Source organism: Bdellovibrio sp. MYbb2, from assembly GCF_056175685.1.
Genome location: NZ_JBJKJI010000001.1, coordinates 1,572,395 through 1,590,830 on the forward strand (window position 1 = coordinate 1,572,395; position 18,436 = coordinate 1,590,830).

Annotated in this window: 31 protein-coding genes; 30 read left to right on the top strand and 1 reads right to left on the bottom strand. The window is 45.8% G+C overall.

The annotated features are described in order from the left end of the window. Positions 1 to 4: 4 nt before the first annotated feature. The 30 genes from fusA (at position 5) to AC04MQ_RS07685 (ending at position 17,063) form a co-directional block, all read left to right on the top strand. Complete coding sequence (gene fusA, locus AC04MQ_RS07540; RefSeq protein ID WP_015092009.1) at positions 5 to 2,110, top strand: elongation factor G; 2,106 nt, start codon at positions 5 to 7, stop codon at positions 2,108 to 2,110. Positions 2,111 to 2,317: 207 nt separating this feature from the next. Then, positions 2,318 to 2,635, top strand: a complete 318-nt coding sequence (gene rpsJ / locus AC04MQ_RS07545) for a 30S ribosomal protein S10 (protein WP_011165353.1) — start codon at positions 2,318 to 2,320, stop codon at positions 2,633 to 2,635. A gap of 9 nt (positions 2,636 to 2,644) precedes the next feature. Next, on the top strand, positions 2,645 to 3,307 hold the full coding sequence (gene rplC / locus AC04MQ_RS07550) for a 50S ribosomal protein L3 (protein WP_015092007.1): 663 nt from the start codon (positions 2,645 to 2,647) through the stop codon (positions 3,305 to 3,307). A 1-nt stretch (position 3,308) separates the two neighbouring features. Further along, a complete protein-coding gene (gene rplD / locus AC04MQ_RS07555) occupies positions 3,309 to 3,938 on the top strand; it encodes a 50S ribosomal protein L4 (RefSeq protein ID WP_015092006.1) in 630 nt (209 codons plus the stop codon). After that, entirely contained in the window at positions 3,938 to 4,216 is a 279-nt protein-coding gene (gene rplW, locus AC04MQ_RS07560) for a 50S ribosomal protein L23 (protein WP_041577923.1), read from the top strand. The genes rplD and rplW overlap by 1 nt, the downstream gene beginning before the upstream one ends. A 2-nt stretch (positions 4,217 to 4,218) precedes the next feature. After that, positions 4,219 to 5,037: a 50S ribosomal protein L2 gene (rplB, locus tag AC04MQ_RS07565; protein WP_015092005.1), complete on the top strand. Its 819-nt coding sequence runs from the start codon at positions 4,219 to 4,221 to the stop codon at positions 5,035 to 5,037. 9 nt (positions 5,038 to 5,046) lie between these two features. Continuing rightward, the gene (gene rpsS / locus AC04MQ_RS07570) at positions 5,047 to 5,334 is read left to right on the top strand and encodes a 30S ribosomal protein S19 (RefSeq protein ID WP_011165348.1); all 288 of its coding nucleotides are present in this window, start codon (positions 5,047 to 5,049) and stop codon (positions 5,332 to 5,334) included. A 12-nt stretch (positions 5,335 to 5,346) separates the two neighbouring features. Next, positions 5,347 to 5,679: a 50S ribosomal protein L22 gene (gene rplV, locus AC04MQ_RS07575; protein WP_015092004.1), complete on the top strand. Its 333-nt coding sequence runs from the start codon at positions 5,347 to 5,349 to the stop codon at positions 5,677 to 5,679. Between the two features lie 2 nt (positions 5,680 to 5,681). Next, positions 5,682 to 6,347, top strand: a complete 666-nt coding sequence (gene rpsC, locus AC04MQ_RS07580) for a 30S ribosomal protein S3 (RefSeq protein ID WP_011165346.1) — start codon at positions 5,682 to 5,684, stop codon at positions 6,345 to 6,347. Next, positions 6,334 to 6,741, top strand: coding sequence for a 50S ribosomal protein L16 (rplP, locus tag AC04MQ_RS07585; protein WP_041577922.1), 408 nt, complete (start codon positions 6,334 to 6,336; stop codon positions 6,739 to 6,741). Before rpsC ends, rplP begins: the two co-directional genes overlap by 14 nt. A 4-nt stretch (positions 6,742 to 6,745) precedes the next feature. Further along, positions 6,746 to 6,937 carry a 50S ribosomal protein L29 gene (rpmC, locus tag AC04MQ_RS07590; protein WP_011165344.1) on the top strand — a complete coding sequence of 64 codons (192 nt, stop codon included), beginning with the start codon at positions 6,746 to 6,748 and terminating at the stop codon, positions 6,935 to 6,937. A gap of 9 nt (positions 6,938 to 6,946) precedes the next feature. Continuing rightward, positions 6,947 to 7,216 carry a 30S ribosomal protein S17 gene (gene rpsQ / locus AC04MQ_RS07595; RefSeq protein WP_041577921.1) on the top strand — a complete coding sequence of 90 codons (270 nt, stop codon included), beginning with the start codon at positions 6,947 to 6,949 and terminating at the stop codon, positions 7,214 to 7,216. Between the two features lie 9 nt (positions 7,217 to 7,225). Next, positions 7,226 to 7,594 (top strand): 50S ribosomal protein L14, encoded by a 369-nt coding sequence (gene rplN, locus AC04MQ_RS07600; protein WP_011165342.1) that lies wholly within the window; start codon positions 7,226 to 7,228, stop codon positions 7,592 to 7,594. A 10-nt stretch (positions 7,595 to 7,604) separates the two neighbouring features. Next, positions 7,605 to 8,144, top strand: coding sequence for a 50S ribosomal protein L5 (gene rplE / locus AC04MQ_RS07605; protein ID WP_011165341.1), 540 nt, complete (start codon positions 7,605 to 7,607; stop codon positions 8,142 to 8,144). Between the two features lie 10 nt (positions 8,145 to 8,154). Then, positions 8,155 to 8,460, top strand: a complete 306-nt coding sequence (gene rpsN, locus AC04MQ_RS07610; protein WP_041577920.1) for a 30S ribosomal protein S14 — start codon at positions 8,155 to 8,157, stop codon at positions 8,458 to 8,460. A gap of 10 nt (positions 8,461 to 8,470) precedes the next feature. Then, entirely contained in the window at positions 8,471 to 8,860 is a 390-nt protein-coding gene (rpsH, locus tag AC04MQ_RS07615; RefSeq protein WP_041577919.1) for a 30S ribosomal protein S8, read from the top strand. Between the two features lie 7 nt (positions 8,861 to 8,867). Further along, positions 8,868 to 9,410 (top strand): 50S ribosomal protein L6, encoded by a 543-nt coding sequence (rplF, locus tag AC04MQ_RS07620; RefSeq protein WP_041577918.1) that lies wholly within the window; start codon positions 8,868 to 8,870, stop codon positions 9,408 to 9,410. Between the two features lie 12 nt (positions 9,411 to 9,422). Next, the gene (gene rplR / locus AC04MQ_RS07625; RefSeq protein ID WP_015092000.1) at positions 9,423 to 9,788 is read left to right on the top strand and encodes a 50S ribosomal protein L18; all 366 of its coding nucleotides are present in this window, start codon (positions 9,423 to 9,425) and stop codon (positions 9,786 to 9,788) included. A gap of 10 nt (positions 9,789 to 9,798) precedes the next feature. After that, positions 9,799 to 10,257, top strand: a complete 459-nt coding sequence (gene rpsE, locus AC04MQ_RS07630) for a 30S ribosomal protein S5 (RefSeq protein WP_041577917.1) — start codon at positions 9,799 to 9,801, stop codon at positions 10,255 to 10,257. A 20-nt stretch (positions 10,258 to 10,277) separates the two neighbouring features. Next, positions 10,278 to 10,463 (top strand): 50S ribosomal protein L30, encoded by a 186-nt coding sequence (gene rpmD, locus AC04MQ_RS07635; protein WP_041577916.1) that lies wholly within the window; start codon positions 10,278 to 10,280, stop codon positions 10,461 to 10,463. A gap of 2 nt (positions 10,464 to 10,465) precedes the next feature. Then, complete coding sequence (gene rplO / locus AC04MQ_RS07640) at positions 10,466 to 10,903, top strand: 50S ribosomal protein L15 (protein WP_041577915.1); 438 nt, start codon at positions 10,466 to 10,468, stop codon at positions 10,901 to 10,903. Further along, positions 10,903 to 12,231, top strand: a complete 1,329-nt coding sequence (gene secY / locus AC04MQ_RS07645) for a preprotein translocase subunit SecY (protein WP_475391767.1) — start codon at positions 10,903 to 10,905, stop codon at positions 12,229 to 12,231. The genes rplO and secY overlap by 1 nt, the downstream gene beginning before the upstream one ends. Then, complete coding sequence (locus AC04MQ_RS07650) at positions 12,231 to 12,866, top strand: adenylate kinase (protein ID WP_015091996.1); 636 nt, start codon at positions 12,231 to 12,233, stop codon at positions 12,864 to 12,866. The genes secY and AC04MQ_RS07650 overlap by 1 nt, the downstream gene beginning before the upstream one ends. Before the next feature lie 127 nt (positions 12,867 to 12,993). Continuing rightward, complete coding sequence (gene rpmJ / locus AC04MQ_RS07655; RefSeq protein ID WP_011165332.1) at positions 12,994 to 13,107, top strand: 50S ribosomal protein L36; 114 nt, start codon at positions 12,994 to 12,996, stop codon at positions 13,105 to 13,107. Positions 13,108 to 13,109: 2 nt separating this feature from the next. Next, complete coding sequence (gene rpsM, locus AC04MQ_RS07660; RefSeq protein ID WP_011165331.1) at positions 13,110 to 13,484, top strand: 30S ribosomal protein S13; 375 nt, start codon at positions 13,110 to 13,112, stop codon at positions 13,482 to 13,484. Positions 13,485 to 13,498: 14 nt separating this feature from the next. After that, on the top strand, positions 13,499 to 13,891 hold the full coding sequence (gene rpsK / locus AC04MQ_RS07665) for a 30S ribosomal protein S11 (protein ID WP_011165330.1): 393 nt from the start codon (positions 13,499 to 13,501) through the stop codon (positions 13,889 to 13,891). Between the two features lie 10 nt (positions 13,892 to 13,901). Next, positions 13,902 to 14,528 carry a 30S ribosomal protein S4 gene (rpsD, locus tag AC04MQ_RS07670; RefSeq protein WP_475391771.1) on the top strand — a complete coding sequence of 209 codons (627 nt, stop codon included), beginning with the start codon at positions 13,902 to 13,904 and terminating at the stop codon, positions 14,526 to 14,528. Positions 14,529 to 14,548: 20 nt separating this feature from the next. Beyond that, complete coding sequence (locus AC04MQ_RS07675) at positions 14,549 to 15,580, top strand: DNA-directed RNA polymerase subunit alpha (protein ID WP_038448232.1); 1,032 nt, start codon at positions 14,549 to 14,551, stop codon at positions 15,578 to 15,580. Between the two features lie 155 nt (positions 15,581 to 15,735). Continuing rightward, positions 15,736 to 16,281 (top strand): 50S ribosomal protein L17, encoded by a 546-nt coding sequence (rplQ, locus tag AC04MQ_RS07680; protein WP_041577914.1) that lies wholly within the window; start codon positions 15,736 to 15,738, stop codon positions 16,279 to 16,281. A 209-nt stretch (positions 16,282 to 16,490) separates the two neighbouring features. After that, positions 16,491 to 17,063 (top strand): TlpA disulfide reductase family protein, encoded by a 573-nt coding sequence (locus tag AC04MQ_RS07685; protein ID WP_015091992.1) that lies wholly within the window; start codon positions 16,491 to 16,493, stop codon positions 17,061 to 17,063. A gap of 80 nt (positions 17,064 to 17,143) precedes the next feature. Here AC04MQ_RS07685 and AC04MQ_RS07690 read toward each other — a convergent pair whose 3' ends face one another. Beyond that, entirely contained in the window at positions 17,144 to 18,247 is a 1,104-nt protein-coding gene (locus AC04MQ_RS07690; protein ID WP_051026319.1) for a hypothetical protein, read from the bottom strand. Positions 18,248 to 18,436 lie beyond the last annotated feature (189 nt).

Here is an 18,436-nt window from a genome sequence, read left to right on the forward strand (position 1 = left end):
TCAGATGTCAGCTAAAGATCCTAAAGTTGTAGCTGATCTCAAGTACACTCGTAATATCGGCATCATGGCTCACATCGATGCCGGTAAGACGACCACCACCGAACGCATTCTTTACTATACAGGTAAAAGTCATAAAATCGGCGAGGTCCATGATGGTGATGCCACCATGGACTGGATGGTTCAAGAGCAAGAGCGCGGTATCACTATCACCTCTGCTGCGACCATGGCGTTCTGGAAAGATCACAGAATCAACATCATCGATACTCCGGGCCACGTTGACTTCACTATTGAAGTTGAGCGTTCTTTGCGTGTATTGGATGGCGCGATCGCTGTTTTCGACGGTGTGAATGGGGTTGAACCTCAGTCCGAAACCGTTTGGAAACAAGCCGACAAATATAAAGTTCCCCGCATTTGCTTCGTTAATAAAATGGACCGTGTTGGTGCTGACTTTGTGATGTCCTTTGGGACGATCAAAGAAAAGCTGAACGCGAACCCAATCCCTGTGCAGGTTCCAATCGGCATGGAAGACACTTTCCGTGGTGTTGTTGATCTATTGGAAAACCGCGCTTACATGTGGGATCAGTCCGGAATGGGTGACCATTTCGAAATCACCGATGTTCCCAATGACATGCAAGAGGAAGTAAACCGCTTCCGTACTGAGGTCATTGAGAAGATCGTTGAATTTGAAGACGAACTTCTTGAGAAATATCTCAATGGAGAAGAAGTCACTGTGCCAGAGCTTAAACGTGCTTTGCGCAAAGGGACTCTTGAATTGAAAGCCTTCCCGGTATTCTGTGGAGCCGCTTTCAAAAACAAAGGTGTTCAGCCTTTGTTGGATGGGGTTATTGACTACCTTCCGTCGCCTCTGGAAGTGCCTGCAATCGTGGGCCACGATCCTGAGCGTCCTGATAAAGAAATCATCTGTAAAACTGAATTCGATGCTCACGCGGCTGCTTTGGCTTTCAAAATCGCCAACGATCCGTTTGCCGGCACTTTGACTTATATCCGTGTTTATTCCGGTGAAGTGAAGGTCGGGGAGCAGCTTTTGAATCCGCGCACTCAGAAAAAAGAGCGCATCCAGAAGCTGGTGAAAATGCATGCGAATTCCCGTGAAGAAATCAACAGCCTGAAAGCTGGTGATATCGGTGCGGTTATCGGTCTTAAGTTCACAGGCACAGGGGACACTCTGTGCGAAAGCTCTCATGCTGTGGTTCTTGAGGCGATCACATTCCCAGAGCCGGTTATTTCCGTGGCGGTAGAGGCGAAGTCTTCTGCGGACCAGGAAAAAATGCTGGCCGGCCTGGCTAAACTTGAAAAAGAAGATCCATCCTGTCGTCTGCGCACGGATCCTGAAACCGGGCAAATCCTGCTTTCTGGTATGGGTGAATTGCATTTGGAAATTCTTGTGGATCGCCTGCTTCGTGAGCATAAGATCCAGGCCAATGTGGGTAAGCCGCAGGTTTCCTATCGTGAAACCATCACGGCTGCAGCCAAGGCAGAACACGTTTACGAGCGTGAGATTGCCGGCGAAACTCACTTTGCCAAAGTCTCCCTTTCCATCGAGCCTATTTCTCAGGCGGATGGTATCCAGTTCATCAGTAAAGTGGCTGTGTCTAAAGAATTTACAGCCCCTATGTTGAAGGCTGCTGAATCGGGCTTCCGTGAAGCTTCCGAAGTCGGTCCTTTGGCAAGCTGCTCGATGCTGGGTATTAAGGGGACCTTAAATTCAGTTGAAGTTCGTCCCGATTCCTCCAGCGAAATGGCCTTTAAGGCGGCTGTTTCCCTGGCATTCCGGGATGCGGTTAAGGCGGCCTCTGTAGAGCTTTTGGAGCCTATCTTCAAACTAGAGGTCACTTGTCCGGATGACTTCGTCGGGAACATCGTGGGCGATTTGAATGCCCGCCGTGGGAAAATCCTGGCGATGAATGTGAAGCAGGGTGGTGGTCAGGTTATTTCGGCCGAAGCCCCTCTGGCGAGTCTGTTTGGTTATGCGACGGATGTCCGCAGTTTGAGCCAAGGACGAGCAAGCTTCAGTATGGAATTTTTGGAATATGCCATTGTGCCTGCGAAGGTAAAAACGGACATTCTCCATAAAATGGGAAGATATTAAAAAAAATAATATTTCCCTTTGACATTAGATTTCAAAGTGCGCATACTCGCGCACTCATAGCGTCTATATCTACAAAAAACCCCCCGCGTTGAAGGCGATTCAGGCCGCAAGGGCTAATTCGGGGCAAGTTTTCGATGGGATCAGGACGTTGAACGTTAACAAATTTGCTAGTAATTACGATACTTTATAAAAGAGAAGAGTGTCCATATGCAAAGTCAGAAGATTAGAATCAGATTGAAGGCATTCGATCATAAATTGCTTGACCAGTCGACGAAAGAAATCGTTGAGACTGCTCGTCGTACAGGCGCTAAAGTTGCGGGTCCAATTCCCTTGCCTACTCGCATCAACCGCTACACTGTATTGCGTTCTCCGCACGTAGATAAAAAATCTCGTGAACAATTCGAAGTGAGAACTCACAAGCGTATGCTCGATATTTTAGAACCAACTCAACAGACAGTAGATCAACTTATGAAGTTGGATCTTTCTGCTGGTGTAGATGTTGAAATCAAACTTTCTGCGGTTTAGAGGTAAGACGTGAGCGAAACTACAGAAACTCAAAATACTGCAGGTCTGAAATTGAACGGCCTGTTCGCCTTCAAAGAAGGTATGGCTACTATCTATAACGAGAACGGCGAAGCTGTTCCTGTTACTGTTCTTCGTTATGAGCCTTGGTTTGTTTCTCAAATCAAGACTAACGAAGCTGATGGTTACGAAGCTATCCAGGTAGCTTGCCACCCTAAAAAAGCTAAAAACTCCAACAAAGCAGAAAAAGGTCACCTTGAAAAAGCTGGCTTCGAGAATGGCGCTCAGTTCGTAAAAGAACTTCGTCAAGCTCCACCGGAAGGTACTGTTGTTGGCGCGCAAATCTCTATCGACAGCTTGGTTAAAGGTGATTTCGTAAAAATCACTTCCAAGTCTAAAGGTAAAGGTTTCGCTGGTTCCGTGAAGCGTTGGGGCTTCGCAGGTGGTCCTGCATCCCACGGTTCTAAATTCCACCGTCGTCCGGGTTCTTCTGGTAACAGAACATGGCCAGGTCGCGTAATGCCGGGTAAGAAATTCCCAGGTCATTTGGGTGCTGAAACTGTCACTGTTAAGAACGTAGAAGTTGTTCAGATTATCGCTGAAGAAAACGTTCTGATGGTAAAAGGGCCAGTTCCAGGTGCTAGAAACACTTTGGTTAAGTTGGTGAGAGAATAGTATGGCAACAGTAAATGTATTGAACTGGAAAAAAGAAAAAGTTGGCTCCGTTGAGCTTGCTGCTGACGTGTTCGAAACTCCTGTTAAAAAGGAAGTTCTTCACACAGTAGTTCAATGGCAATTGGCGGCTCGTCGTCAAGGCACTCACATGACTAAGACCAAAGGTCTTGTGTCTGGTGGTGGTAAAAAGCCGTTTAAACAAAAAGGTACTGGTGGAGCTCGTCAAGGTTCCAGCCGTTCTATCTTGATGCCAGGTGGTGGTACCGCTTTCGGTCCTCAGCCTCGCAGCTACGCTTTCGTTCTGCCTAAAAAAGTTCGTCGTTTGGGTCTGAGCATGGCACTTTCTCACCTTCAAAAAGAAGGCAAACTGTTCATCGTGGACAGCATGGCTTCTGAAGGTAAAACTGCTGAGCTTAACAAACGTTTGGCTGCTTTCGGTTTGAAGAAGGCTGTATTGGTTGACTCTGTAGTTGATGACAAATTCAACCGTGCTTCCAAGAATCTTCCAACATTCAAATACTTCCCAGTTGAAGGTTTGAACGTGTTTGATCTATTGAAGTACGACGCTGCTGTTATCACTAAAGATTCTGTGGCTAAAATCGTAGATCGTTGTTCATTGGAGAAGGCGTAATGAAACAAGTAATTAAAGCCCCTCTCATTACTGAGAAAAATACTTATCACAACGCTGCTGGTGTTTACGTGTTCGAAGTGGATATGAAATCCTCTAAAACAGAAGTAAAAGCCGCTGTTGAGAAAAACTTTAAAGTTAAAGTTGATAGCGTTAGAACTAGCGTCTGCCGCGGTCACTCTAAGCAAACTAAATTCGGTCTAACCAAGGTCGCTTACTGGAAGAAAGCTTACGTTAAGCTTGCTGAAGGTGAGAAGATCGCTCTTTTTGAGGGAGTATAAAGATGGGTATTAAAACATTTGCCCCACGCTCTCATGGTCGCAGAGGAATGACTGGTTTCGATTTCAAAGAAATCACTAAGACTACTCCAGAGAAGTCTTTGCTAGCTCCTCTTAAGAAACAAGCTGCGCGTAACAATCACGGTCAAATCACTATTCGTCACCAAGGTGGCGGTCATAAGAGAAAATACCGTTTGGTTGATTTCAAGCGTAACAAGCTTGAAGTTGCAGCAAAAGTTATCGCGATCGAGTACGATCCGAACAGAACTTGCCGTATTGCTCTGATCTCCTACATCGATGGCGCTAAGGCTTATATCCTTGCTCCAGTAGGTTTGAATGTTGGCGATACTGTTATTTCTTCTGATAAAGCCGACATCAAACCAGGTAACTCTATGACTCTTGGTGCGATCCCAGTTGGTACTGTGATTCACAATGTTGAATTGCGTCCAGGCAAAGGCGGTCAAATCTGCCGTGGTGCTGGTGCAAGCGCAACTCTTGCTGGTAAAGGCGACAAGTACTGCCAAGTACGTATGCCATCCGGTGAGTTGAAACAAGTGTTGACAGTTTGCCGTGCTTCTATCGGTCAAGTTGGTAATACTGACAATGAAAACATCAATCTAGGTAAAGCAGGTCGCTCTCGTTGGAGAGGTATCCGTCCTTCTGTACGTGGTATGCACATGAATCCAGTTGATCACCCACTCGGTGGTGGTGAAGGCGTTGGTAAAGGGCATCACCCGGTAACTCCTTGGGGTCAACCTTGTAAGGGGTTCAAAACTAGAAACAATAAGAGAACCAACTCTTCAATCATCAAGAGACGTAAGTAGGAGTAAAAGGTGGCACGCTCAATTAAAAAAGGTCCATTCGTCGATACTCATGTTCAGAAGAAAATCGACAATGCACTTGAGAAAAATGATAAAAAAGTTATTAAAACTTGGTCTCGCCGCTCAACAATTCTTCCAGAGACAATTGGACTGACATTCGCAGTTCATAACGGAAGAAAGTTCGTTCCTGTATACATCACAGAGAACATGATTGGTCACAAACTCGGCGAGTTTGCTCCAACCAGAACTTTCCACGGTCACGCTGAGAAGAAAGCCGCTGCTCCTGCTGCGAAGAAGTAATAGAGGTTTATTATGGAAGTTAAAGCAAGCTTGAAATATGCAAGAGTTGGCGCTCAGAAAGCAAGATTGGTTGTAGACCTTGTTCGCGGTAAAGACGTGAACGAGGCTGTAAAAACCCTTACTTTCCTGAACAAAAAAACCGCAGGTATGGTAAAAAAGTTGATCGAATCAGCTGTTGCCAATGCTGAATACAAAAAGGTTATGGATGTAGACAGCCTTTATGTTAAAGCTATCTGGGTTGATCAAGGTCCGGTTCTTAAAAGATTCCGTCCTCGTGCGCAAGGTCGCGCGTTCGGTGTTCGTAAGAAGACCAGCCACATTAACGTAGTACTCGAGGAGAAATAGTCGTGGGTCAGAAGGTTAATCCAATTGGTCTAAGAGTCGGTGTTATCAGAACTTGGGATTCTCGCTGGTATGCGAAGGGTCAACAATATTATGAAAACCTCCACGAAGACATCCGTTTGAGAAAGTTCCTTAAGGATAAACTTAAGAACGCGGGTGTAGCGAAAATTGAAATGGAACGTGCTGCGAAGAAGATTAAAATCATCATCTCCACAGCTCGCCCAGGTGTTGTTATTGGTAAAAAAGGTAGTGGTATCGACGCTCTTAAAGCGGAAGTTCAAAAACTTACACCCAACGAAGTTTTCTTGAGCATCCAAGAAGTGCGTAAACCAGACCTCGATGCTCAGCTCGTTGCTGAGAGCATTGCTCAACAACTTGAGAAACGTATCTCTTGGAGAAGAGCTCTTAAAAAATCTATTGCAGCTGCGATCAAAGGCGGCGTGAGAGGTATCAAGATCCGTGTTTCCGGGCGTCTTGATGGTGCAGAGATTGCGCGTTCAGAGTGGTACAATGAGAAGAGCGTTCCTCTTCATACATTGCGTGCTGATATCGACTACGGTACAGCAGAATCCCTGACAGCATACGGTATCATCGGTCTGAAAGTTTGGATCTATAAAGGCGATATCTTATCTGCTCGCGAAGTTGAGGAGGCAGGTCGTGTTAAGTCCTAAAAGAGTAAAATGGCGTAAACAATTTGTAGGCCGCGCTACTGGTTTTGCAGTAAGAGGCGCTAACCTTGATTTCGGAGACTACGGTCTTCAGGCAATCGAGGAAGGTCGTCTGACTGCTCGTCAGTTGGAAGCTGGTCGTATCGCTATCTCCCGTTCAGTTAAGCGTGGTGGTAAAATCTGGTGCCGTGTGTTCCCAAACATTCCGGTAACTAAAAAGCCTGCTGAAACTCGTATGGGTAGCGGTAAAGGTAACCCGGAACTATGGGTTGCTCGTGTTCTTCCTGGAAAAGTTCTTTTCGAAATGAACGGTGTGACACGTGAACAAGCTAAAGAAGCTTTCGAACGTGCAGCACACAAACTTCCTTTCAAAACTCGTTTCTTGGTAAGGGAGTAGTTGTATGAAGTTTGTAGAGATCAAAGATCTTTCTGTAGCAGAATTGAAAAAGAAAAGAGCGGCTCTTTCCGAAGAGCTGTTCCAGGCACGTATCAAGAATTCCATTGGGCAGCTTTCTAACCCAGTGCAAATCCGTGGTCTTCGCCGCGACATCGCTAAAATCAATACAGCGATCGTAAAAAAAGTGGCGAGATAGGGGTAGGAAATGACTGAAACTAATTCTAGAGGCCGTAAAATTGAAGTCGTAGGTGAAGTTATCAGTGACAAGATGGATAAAACCATCTCTGTTCTGATCTACCGCATGGTTAAGCACGCTAAGTACGGTAAGTACGTTAAGAAGACGTCTGTATTCAAGGCTCATGACGAAAAGAACCAGGCAAAAGTTGGTGACATCGTTAAGATCCGTGAAACTCGTCCTCTAAGCAAAACTAAACGTTGGGCTTTGGCTGAAGTCGTTGAAACGGCTAAGGCATAGGAGACTGTTATGATTCAAATGCAAACCAGACTGAATGTAGCAGATAACTCCGGCGCAAAAGAAGTTATGTGCGTTAAGGTTCTTGGTGGTTCTAAACGTCGTGTAGCATCCATTGGTGATGTTATCGTAGTTTCCATCAAAGAAGCTTTGCCAAATGCAAAAGTAAAAAAAGGTGACGTAGCTAAAGCTGTTGTTGTTAGAACTGTAGCAAAACTTCGTCGTCCAGACGGATCTTACATCCGCTTCGACGACAACTCTGCAGTTTTGATCAACGCTTCTAAAGAGCCAATCGGAACACGTATCTTTGGCCCAGTAGCCAGAGAATTGAGAGCAAAGTCGTTCGTTAAGATCGTGTCTTTGGCTCCGGAAGTTCTATAAGGGGTATGAGATGAATCGCTTACATACAAGATATAATAAAGAGATCGCTCCCGCTCTAAAGAACCAACTGGGAGTTAAAAACGTGATGCAAGTTCCTCGCTTGGAGAAAATCACTCTTAGCGTGTGCTTGAGCGAAGCTGTTCAGAATCCAAAAATCTTGAACACTGTGGTTGATGAAATCACAGCGATCACTGGACAAAAAGCTGTTATCACTAAAGCAAAGAAAGCAATTTCCAACTTCAAATTGCGTGCAGGCATCCCACTGGGTGTTCGCGTGACTTTGAGAAGAGAGAAAATGTGGTCTTTCATGGATCGTTTGAACACGTTGGCACTACCTCGCGTACGTGACTTCCGTGGCTTGCCTAACAAAGGCTTCGATGGTCGTGGTAACTACAACATGGGCTTGAAAGAGCAGATCGTGTTCCCTGAGATCAACTACGATAAAGTAGACAAAACTCGTGGGATGAACATCACTATCTGTACAACTGCGAAGAACGATACTGAAGGCAGAGCGCTACTTGAAGCGCTTGGCATGCCTTTCAGAAAATAAGAGGTGTCACTTGGCTCGTAAAGCAAGCATTGAAAAAAATAATAAAAGAAAAGCTCTTGCTGCTAAGTATGTTCAATACAGAGCAGAATTGAGAGCTAAAGCTGTTAATATGAAGCTTTCTGACGAAGAAAGAGCTGCTGCACGCACTAAGCTGCAGGGTCTTCCTCGTGACACTAACCCAAACCGCACTATCACTCGTTGTGTGATCTCTGGTCGCCCTCGTGGTAACTACAGAAAGTTCGGTTTGTCTCGTATTGCGTTCAGACAATTGGCCCTTGACGGTAAATTGCCTGGCGTAACGAAAGCCAGCTGGTAAGAGGTTCAGAATGGATACAATTTCTCAGTTCCTTACAATGATCAGAAACGCTGGAGCAGCAAGACACGAAAAAGTGGACATGCCTGCTTCTAAAGTAAGAGCCGGTATTGCTCAGATCTTGGTAAACGAAGGCTTCATCAGAAGCTTTAAAGTTGCTAAAGACAGCAAACAAGGCATCATGCGTGTTTATTTGAAGTATGACGAAGCTGGTGGCCACGCGATCAATAATATTGACCGTGTTAGCCGTCCTGGTCGTCGCGTGTATGTTAAATCTGACAAGATTCCAACTGTTCGTTCTGGTATGGGCATGTCCATCATCAGCACAAGCAAAGGAATCATGAGCGGTAAGCAAGCTACAGAGCAAAAACTCGGTGGCGAATTGCTTGCGACACTTTGGTAGGTGAATCATGTCTCGTATTGGTAAAGCACCCGTTATTTTTGATAACACAGTACAAGTGAGCGTTTCTCCTGCTAACGAAGTTGTCGTTAAAGGCGCAAAAAGCTCATTGAAAATCGGTATGAAACCAAATGTTTCCGCGAAAATCGACGGCAACAAAGTAGTTTTGACTCCGAATGATGACACAAAAGAAAGCCGCGCGATGCACGGTCTTTACAGAGCTCTTATTCAAAACGCAGTAATCGGCGTGACTAAGGGTTTCTCTAGAGGCTTGGAGCTTCAAGGGGTTGGATATCGTGCGAACGTAGCAGGTAAAAAGTTGGAGCTTTCTTTGGGCTTCTCTCACCCTGTTGTATTCGATATCCCAGAAGGTATTGAAATTAAAGTTGAGAAGCAAACCAGCTTGACCGTGAATGGTCCAAGTAAAGAGCTTGTTGGTCAGGTAGCAGCGAAAATTCGCTCCTTCCGTCCACCAGAGCCTTACCTGGGTAAAGGTGTTCGTTACGCTGGTGAGCAGATCAGACGTAAAGCCGGTAAGTCTGCTGGTAAATAATTGAGGTAAAGTATGAAATTGAAATTTAGTAAGCATACAAGCGAAAGAAAAGTAAATCGCCTCAAGAAGAAGATCAGAATCCGCAAGACCGTTAAAGGAACTGCGGAAAGACCTCGTCTTTGCGTATTCAGAAGCGGTAAGCACGTTTACGTTCAAATTATCAATGACGTAGATGGCAACACTCTGGTGGCTGTTTCTTCTTTGGGTAAAGAGGATAAATCCGGCATCGATATGGCGAAACTTGTTGGTATCGAAGCAGCTAAAGCAGCTACTGCGAAAAACATCAAAGACGTTGTTTTCGATAGAAACGGTTACCTCTATCATGGACGTGTTAAATCTCTTGCTGACGGCGCTCGTGAGGGCGGCCTGAATTTCTAAGGAGTGATGTGTGGAGAAAGTTCAAGCTCAAGCAGCTGAATTAGAAGAGCGTGTAGTAGCGATCAACCGCGTAACAAAAGTTGTTAAGGGTGGTCGTCGCTTCTCTTTCGCAGCTCTAGTAGTTGTAGGCAACAAAGCTGGTGATGTTGGATTCGGTTCCGGCAAAGCTGGTGAAGTTCCAGAAGCAATCGGTAAAGCAAGCAGATCCGCTAAAAAATCTGCTAAATCTGTAGCTTTGAAGGAAGGTCGTACGATCCCTCACGAAGTTATCGGTAGATTTGGTGCAGCTAAGGTTATCATGAAACCAGCTGCTCCAGGTACTGGTGTAATCGCGGGTGGTGCGGTACGTGCCGTTCTTGAATCTGTAGGTGTAAAAGACATTCTTACTAAATGTGTTGGTACTCGTAACCCTCACAATGCAGTAAGAGCAACAATCGACGGCTTGAAGCAGTTGAAACAACAGCTTTAATTCGCGGACTGGTGGCAAAAATGGCTAAGACATTCGTAGTAACATTGAAAAGATCAACTATCAAATGCACGCAAGATCAAAAGGATGCTGTACGTATCCTTGGTCTTAAGAAAATTCGCCAAACTGTTGAGGTGAAAGATTCTGCTGCGGCACGTGGTAATATCATGAAAGTTCAACATCTTCTTGATGTTGAAGTTAAGGGGTAATCATGAGCTTGCTTAAAACATTGGCACCTAAAGCAGGGTCCAAGCATGCTCCAAAAAGAATCGGTCGTGGTATCGGTTCTGGTATGGGCGGCACATCTACAAAAGGTCACAAGGGTCAGTTGGCTCGTACCGGTGGAACAGTGCGTAGAGGCTTCGAGGGTGGTCAAACTCCACTTCACCGTCGTCTTCCTAAGTTCGGTTTCAGCAACGTAGCGTTTGCTAACAACTTTGAGATTGTAAACGTAGGACAACTTGCTAAATTTTCTGGTGAAGTCACTCCTGAATCTCTATACGCTGCTGGACTTGTGTCCAAAGGCGCTGTTAAGATTTTGGGAAATGGCGAGCTTAAAACAGCTTTGACTGTAAAAGCTCATAAATTCTCAGAAAGCGCCAAGAAAGCTATCGAAGCTGCTGGCGGCAAAGTCGAGGTAATTAAGTAGTGTCTGCAATTGAGAGCATCGCAAAAAATTCTGATCTTCGTAAGCGCATCTTGTTCACATTGGCTCTTTTGGCCATTTACAGAATTGGTGTACACGTTCCGACTCCGGGAGTGGATGGTTCAGCGGTGCTCTCATTTTTCCAGGCTCAAAGCCGTGGAATTTTTGGCCTATTTAATACCTTTACAGGTGGCGCACTTTCCCAGTTCAGTATCTTTGCACTGGGAATCATGCCTTACATCTCCTCTTCCATCATCTTCCAACTTTTGACTTCTGCGATCCCGTATCTGGAAGCTCTTAAGAAAGAAGGGGAGCAAGGTCGTCGCAAAATCAACCAATACACTCGCTATGCGACTGTGGCTTTGGCGGTTATCCAGGGTTACGGCATCAGCACATGGTTGATGAATTCTACAAGCCCGGATGGACATCCTTTGGTGATCGCTCCGACCGTGGCCTTCCTTCCGTTCCAAATCATGACTATCATCACATTGACTGCAGGTACCTGCTTTATCATGTGGTTGGGTGAACAGATCACAGAGCGTGGTATCGGTAACGGTACTTCCCTGATCATCTTCACTGGTATCGCTGCTGCGATCCCAGGTGGTGTTCAACAGCTTTGGGAGCTTGTTCGTACTGGTGAAATGCGTTTTGCATTGGTTCTTTTGTTGGTTGCCTTCATGGTGGCGATCATCGCAGCCGTTATCTATATGGAAGTGGCTCAGCGTAGAATCACAGTTCAGTATTCTCAAAGACAAGGCGGCGGCGGTATGCAATCCATGCAGACTCCGACAAGCCATCTTCCTATCAAACTTAATATCTCTGGTGTTATCCCGCCAATCTTCGCGAGTTCCTTGTTGATGTTCCCGGCGACAATGGCTCAATTCGTGAACACACCTTGGTTGAAGGCGCTTCAGGATTCTTTGAATCCTTCCGGCACTATCTTCAACATCATGTTCGTGGCTTTGATTGTCTTCTTCTCCTTCTTCTATACGGAGATCGTTTTCAATCCTAACGACGTGGCAGACAACCTGAAAAAATACGGTGGTTTCGTTCCTGGCGTTCGCGCTGGTAAATCCACTGCAGACTACATCCAAAGAGTTTTGGAGCGCGTAAACGTAGTTGGTTGTATCTATCTTTGTACTATTTGTATTCTTCCAGGCATCATGGTTAACCAATTCAACGTGCCATTCCACTTCGGTGGTACCAGCTTGTTGATCTTGGTGGGTGTTGCTTTGGATACTGCTCAACAGATCCAGTCTCATATGATCACTCAGAAATATGAGGGCTTCCTTAAGGGTGCTAAGATCCGTAGCAGAAGGGTTCAGTTCTAATGAACTTGATCCTGTTTGGAGCCCCGGGGGCCGGTAAAGGTACGCAGTCTGAGCTTTTGATTAAACGCCAGGGAATGACACAGATCAGCACTGGCGATCTATTCAGAGCAGCCATTAAAGGCCAGACGGACCTCGGCAAAAAAGCCCAGGAATTTATGGATAAAGGTCAACTTGTGCCAGATAGCATCGTTATCGGCATGGTTGAAGAAGTTCTCCAAAAAGGCCTCCAAAACTTTATTTTAGATGGTTTCCCTAGAACTGTGGCTCAGGCCCAGGCTCTAGATGAATTACTTGTAAAAATGAATCTATCCATCGGGAAGGCAATCTTCCTTGAAGTTCCAATGAGAATCCTGATGGATAGGCTGACTGGCAGACGCGTTTGTAAAAATTGCGGCGCTGTCTATCATATAGTCAGTAAGCCCTCCAAAGTAGAGGGCAAATGTGATTTGTGCGGTGGTGAGGTCATTCAACGGAATGATGACAAGGCTGAGGTTATTGAGACCCGCCTGAAGACTTATGAAGAGTTCACGAGCCCCCTAAAAGAGTTTTATAAAAAATCAGGCAAATATATCGAAGTGGACGGAAATAGAGACACCGAAGAAGTCTATCAAGAGATCGAAAAAATAATAAAATAGACGGCTGTATTATTTTTATCTCTAGACTTTAATTTTTTTCGGTGTTAGCGTGCCGGACCGCATTCGTTTTTTTGCTGGAATTTTCACTTTTTTAATGAAGTGAAAACTAAGCGTATGGGAAGACAGTATGAAAGTAAGACCATCAGTTAAAGCAATCTGTAATAAGTGTAAAGTTATCAAAAGAAAAGGCGTTATTCGCGTTATCTGCGAGAACCCTAAACATAAGCAAAGGCAGGGTTAATCATGGCACGTATCCTTGGTGTCGACTTACCTAGAAATAAGCGCGTTGAAATCGCATTGACTTATATTTACGGCATCGGCCGTCCTCGTGCTGCTATGATCTGCAAGCAAGTTGGTATTCCTTCTGAACTAAGAACTGAAGGTCTGACTGATGAGCACATTGCTAAAATCCGTAGCATCGTTGAAGCTAACTTCAAAGTAGAAGGTGACTTGCGCCGTGAAATCGGTCAATCCATCAAACGTTTGATGGATTTGAACTGCTTCCGTGGTATCCGCCACCGTAAAGGCTTGCCTGTTCGTGGTCAGAACACTCGTTCTAATGCACGTACTCGCAAAGGTCCTAAAAAGACGGTAGCTAACAAGAAAAAAGCCGTATAATTGAGGTTGCGTAAATGAACACTGATAAAAAAGCTGTTACAAAGAAAAAAGTAAAAAGAAACGTTCCACAAGGGAACTGCTATATCCAAGCTGGGTTCGGTAACGTTATCGTAACGATGACTGATCCAACCGGTGCTACCGTGTCCTGGTCCTCTGCAGGTCACCTCGGTTTCAAAGGAAGCCGTAAAGGTACTCCATTTGCAGCTCAAGTCGCGGCAGAAGACGCTGCAAAGAAGGCTATGGAAGCAGGCATGAAATCTGTGGACGTTTACTTGAAAGGACCAGGCGCTGGTCGTGAGCCTGCAATTCGTGCATTGGCTGCTACTGGAATGAGAATCTTGTCTCTTAAAGACGTGACTCCAGTTCCTCACAACGGTTGCCGTCCACCTAAGCGTAGAAGAATCTAAGGAGTATATCGTGAGCTGCATTAACGAAAGCGTTTGTAAGCTTTGCCGTCGCGAAAACGTGAAACTTTTCTTGAAGGGTGACCGTTGTTACACAGATAAGTGTTCTTTCGAAAGAAGACCTTATCCTCCAGGACAACATGGTCAGTCTCGTTTGAAGTTCTCTGAATTTGCGCTTCAATTGCGTGAAAAACAGAAAGCCAAAAGATACTATGGCGTTTCTGAGAAACAATTTGTGAAATATGTTGGAGAAGCCAACCGTGCAAAAGAATTGACCGGTCATGCGCTTCTTAAATTACTCGAGACTCGCCTTGATAACGTTGTGTACACTTTGGGGTACGCAAATTCTCGTCGCGAAGCAAGACAGCTTGTTAAGCACAACCATTTCCTGTTGAATGGTAAAAGAGCTAACATCCCAAGCATTCTTGTGAATAAAGGCGATGTTATTCAAGTTGCTGAATCAAGCCGCGAAATGGCTAAGATCCAGTCTGCTATCCAAGCGGTAGCTAGACGCTCTGTGCCAGCATGGCTTGAAGCCGATCATGCTAAGTTCACTGGAACTGTTAAAGATCTTCCAAATCGTGAAGACGTAGCAGTTGCTGTTGAAGAGAACATGATCGTTGAATACTACTCAAGATAATTTTACCTCTCGGGGGAGCTATGCAAGAGCACTATTATAAGTTTTGGAGAGAAATGATCAAACCAAAGGGATTTGAGGTTGATCGTGATTCTCTTCGTGATGACTACGCTAAATTCATTATCCGTCCCCTTGAAAGAGGGTTTGGCGTTACCTTGGGTAACTCCCTAAGAAGAATTCTTCTTAGCTCCATGATGGGTTCTGCAATTACAGCTGTTAAGTTCGAAGGCGTATTGCACGAGTTCACTACGATCCCAGATGTTCTTGAGGACGTCACTGACATCATCCTGAACCTCAAAGAAGTGCGCTTTAAACAGTACACTGCAGATTCTTTGACTTTGAAGATCTCCAAAAAAGGTCCAGGCAAAGTGACTGCAGCGGACATCCAAACTACCGATAAGATCGAGGTTTTGAACCCAGATCTTCCAATCGCTACTTTGGGCGCGAACGCAAACTTCAACGCGGAAATCGTTGTAAGCTTCGGTCGTGGTTATGTACCAGTTGAAAACAGAGAAACTGATCTTCCAGTTGGCTTTATTGGCGTTGACGCTCTTTACAGCCCAATCAGAAAAGTGAACTACAATGTTTCTAATGCGCGCGTTGGTCAAAGAACTGACTACGATGCATTGACTCTTGAAGTTTGGACAGACGGTTCTTTGAAGCCAGAAGAAGCAGTAGCTCTTTCTTCCAAAATCATGAAAGAACAACTGCAAATCTTCCTGACTTTCGACGAGACTATGGAGCCTGCAGAAGAAGCACGCGAGCTTGGTTCTCCAACTCTGAACGAGAACTTGTTCCGTTCTGTTGACGACCTTGAGCTTTCTGTTCGTTCTGCGAACTGCTTGAAGAACGCTAACATCCGCTACATCGGCGAGTTGGTAGTACGTTCTGAAGCAGAAATGCTTAAGACCAAAAACTTCGGCCGTAAATCTTTGAATGAAATCAAAGAGATTCTGGGCGAAATGGGATTGGGCCTTGGCATGAAGATCGAAGGCTGGCCACCGGCTGGTTGGGATCCAAGTCAACCTCCTCAAAAGAGAGAGACTCAACAGTAACCAAAAATAGACACCAAGAATGGTGTTTGAACACGCGGCCCTGCGGGGCTGCGAGGGCACGGAGCCCTGAAAAAGCAACACTCGACCAAATTAACCAAAGAGTGTTCTATCGTGCTGATACCTTATACGGTCAGCCCGTTTAACCGGAGAATAAAATGAGTTCACACAGAAGAAGAGTAAAACATTTCGATCGTAAATCTGGCCCAAGAAAAGCTTTGTTGAGAGGTCTTGTGACTTCTTTGATCGAGCACGGCCGTATCACTACAACTGTTGACCGTGCTAAAGAAGTACGTCGCCACGTTGAAAAAGCGATCACTTTGGGTAAAAAAGGTGACTTGGCTACAACTCGTTTGTTGCTTTCTCGTTACCCGAACAAAGAAGCGGTTGCTACAATCGTTAAGGATCTTGCTCCACGTTTCAAAACACGTCCTGGTGGTTACACTCGTATCATCAAGATCGGTCGTCGCCCAGGTGACACTGCTGAAATGGCATTCCTTGAGTTCGTAGACTACGATTTCGAAGCTAAAACAGCTGACACTGCAGAGAAATCTGAAAAGTCCGCTAAAACTGCGAAAGCTACTAAAGCTCCAGCGAAAAAAGCTGTAGCTAAAAAAGCTTCCACTAAAGCAGTAGCAGCGAAGAAAAAAGCTGTTAAAAAGACTCAGAAAAAAGACAGAGCAGCATCTGCAGCTCGCGCTTAATTCTGGGATCTGATTAAGATCTTCAAAAAAAGGCTCAAGGAAACTTGGGCCTTTTTTATTTTTAGCATCCCTCGTTTTATCCTTCAAAACTATCGGACCTCTCGCTGGCTTTGCGAACCGCTCTCGCCATTTATCACCATTGCGTCTTGCCATCCCGGGCGACAATCTTTACCTTGGGTACTCAGTTCCTTGCTGAAAAGGGGAGTCCCATGAAACAACACCTTAAAGCCTTCGGTATCGTCTTTATTCTGGCAGCAGCTGGTTTGTGGGCCTACACCCAATTCTTTGCCAGCAAGCTGAACCAAACCACCTCAGATTACACCACGATTGAGGCTATGGAAAAGGAAGGCGTTCCTAACTTTGTGACCAAGGATCTGGACGGTAAACCCGTAGAGCTTGATGCCTTCAAAGGCAAAGTGGTTATCCTGAACTTCTGGGCATCCTGGTGCGGGCCTTGTATTGAGGAAGTCCCTTCCCTGATCAAGCTGATCAAGGAATTCAAAGGTGATGTTCAGTTGATCGCAGTTTCCGGCGATAGCAGCCGCAACGACATCGATGTCTTTATGAAGTCCTTCCCGGAAATGAAGGGCGCGAATATTCATATCGTTTATGACGAAGACCGCTCTTTAATGAAGCAGTTCCAGGTGGCGCGCCTGCCAGAATCCCTGGTGCTGGGCACGGATCACAAACTGGTTAAAAAGGTTGTGGGATCCATCGAATGGTTCAACAAAGACTCTGTGTCTTACGTTCAGTCTCTGCTGGGCGCAAAGCCGGCGCAATAAGGCCAAAGTAAAAAGCCGCTCGAGAGAGCGGCTTTTGTCGTTTAAAGGCAGTGAAGCGCGCGGCGAATGCCGTCGCCTTGCTAAGGAATCCCCTCTACGCAGTCGTATTGCAGGTCGATCTTGGTGCCCTCAATCAGGGCGTAAGTGAACTTCAAAACGCTCTTTTCGATTTTGTAGTTCAGGATATTCAAACCATCAATGCTGACCTTCAGAGTTTCAGGAACCGGTTCGCATTCCAGATTCAAGTTGGAAAGCGAGTTCACGATCTTGTCCTTGAATGTGTTCAGATTCGCACTGTAATCCGAATCACAAATACTGCCCACGCCACCATCGGTCAGTTTGGACGCTTCCTCATAGAAGTAGCCCGGGTGACTAGGCGAAGTGTCTTTGTCCTGTTCAGCTTCGCAAGCGGTGTCGCCGGGTTTCACGATGATCGAGCTGAAAGTGAAGCGCACATCCGGGCCGAAGACACTTTTGGATTTCGCCACCAGATTGGCTGGCATGTCGGAAGCCTCCATCGGCAAAAGCACGCCGGCAGCATCATTGGCTTTCACGCGGGAAGCCACGCCGCCCACAGATCGTTCGTCTTCATCTGAAATCACGATCACCGAAATTGCGGCTCCCGGACGATAGCAACCATGCACGCCAGCGGCTTCAAAGTGGTCATGGGCGGCTTTGATTGCGCGTTCATCCCCGGAGCTGCCACCCCCAATACCCAGGGTATCAATAGTGGAATTAAAGATGGTGTTCAGGTTGGCGGTCCCTTTTTTAAGGATATAGGCCGGAGCCCCGCCAACGGGCGCATAGTTGGCCCAATTATAAGGGCTGCCGTAGGTTAGGGAGCCACCGGAATTAACGCCTCTGGTGGTCGTCAGGCACATTTGCCAGTCGATATTGCTGGCATCCAGAGAGCTTACGAAGGTGCCCATGCGGGCCGCGAGTTTTTTAAGCTCGGGAAGCATTGAATTGGAATCATCCAGTACAAACAGGAAGTCGACCTGCTTATTACCGTAAGCCACGACCTCGCTGGTGGAGATTGTTTTGCTGGGAGTCGTGGTGGGCGGTGTAACCGCGGTGGTGTCCTGCTCAGGGACGGGCGCAAAATTCATTTTCGCGCAACCCGCGGAAAGGGTTCCAATCACACAACCTAAAACTGCTAAATGTGTTTTGAACGATGCTTTCATACCTACCTCATCGTCAAGGCTAGCAGAAAGTGAATGCCTAAAATAGAGGCAAAGTGAAAAAGTGAGGAAAATTGATAAGTGAAAACAGTAAGTTACAAGTTACTGCCGAAGATCTTTACAGGACCGTGCTGAAAAATTAGACAAAAAAAGACACCCTTTTTGGGGGTGTCTTTTGCGTTGGCAGAAAAT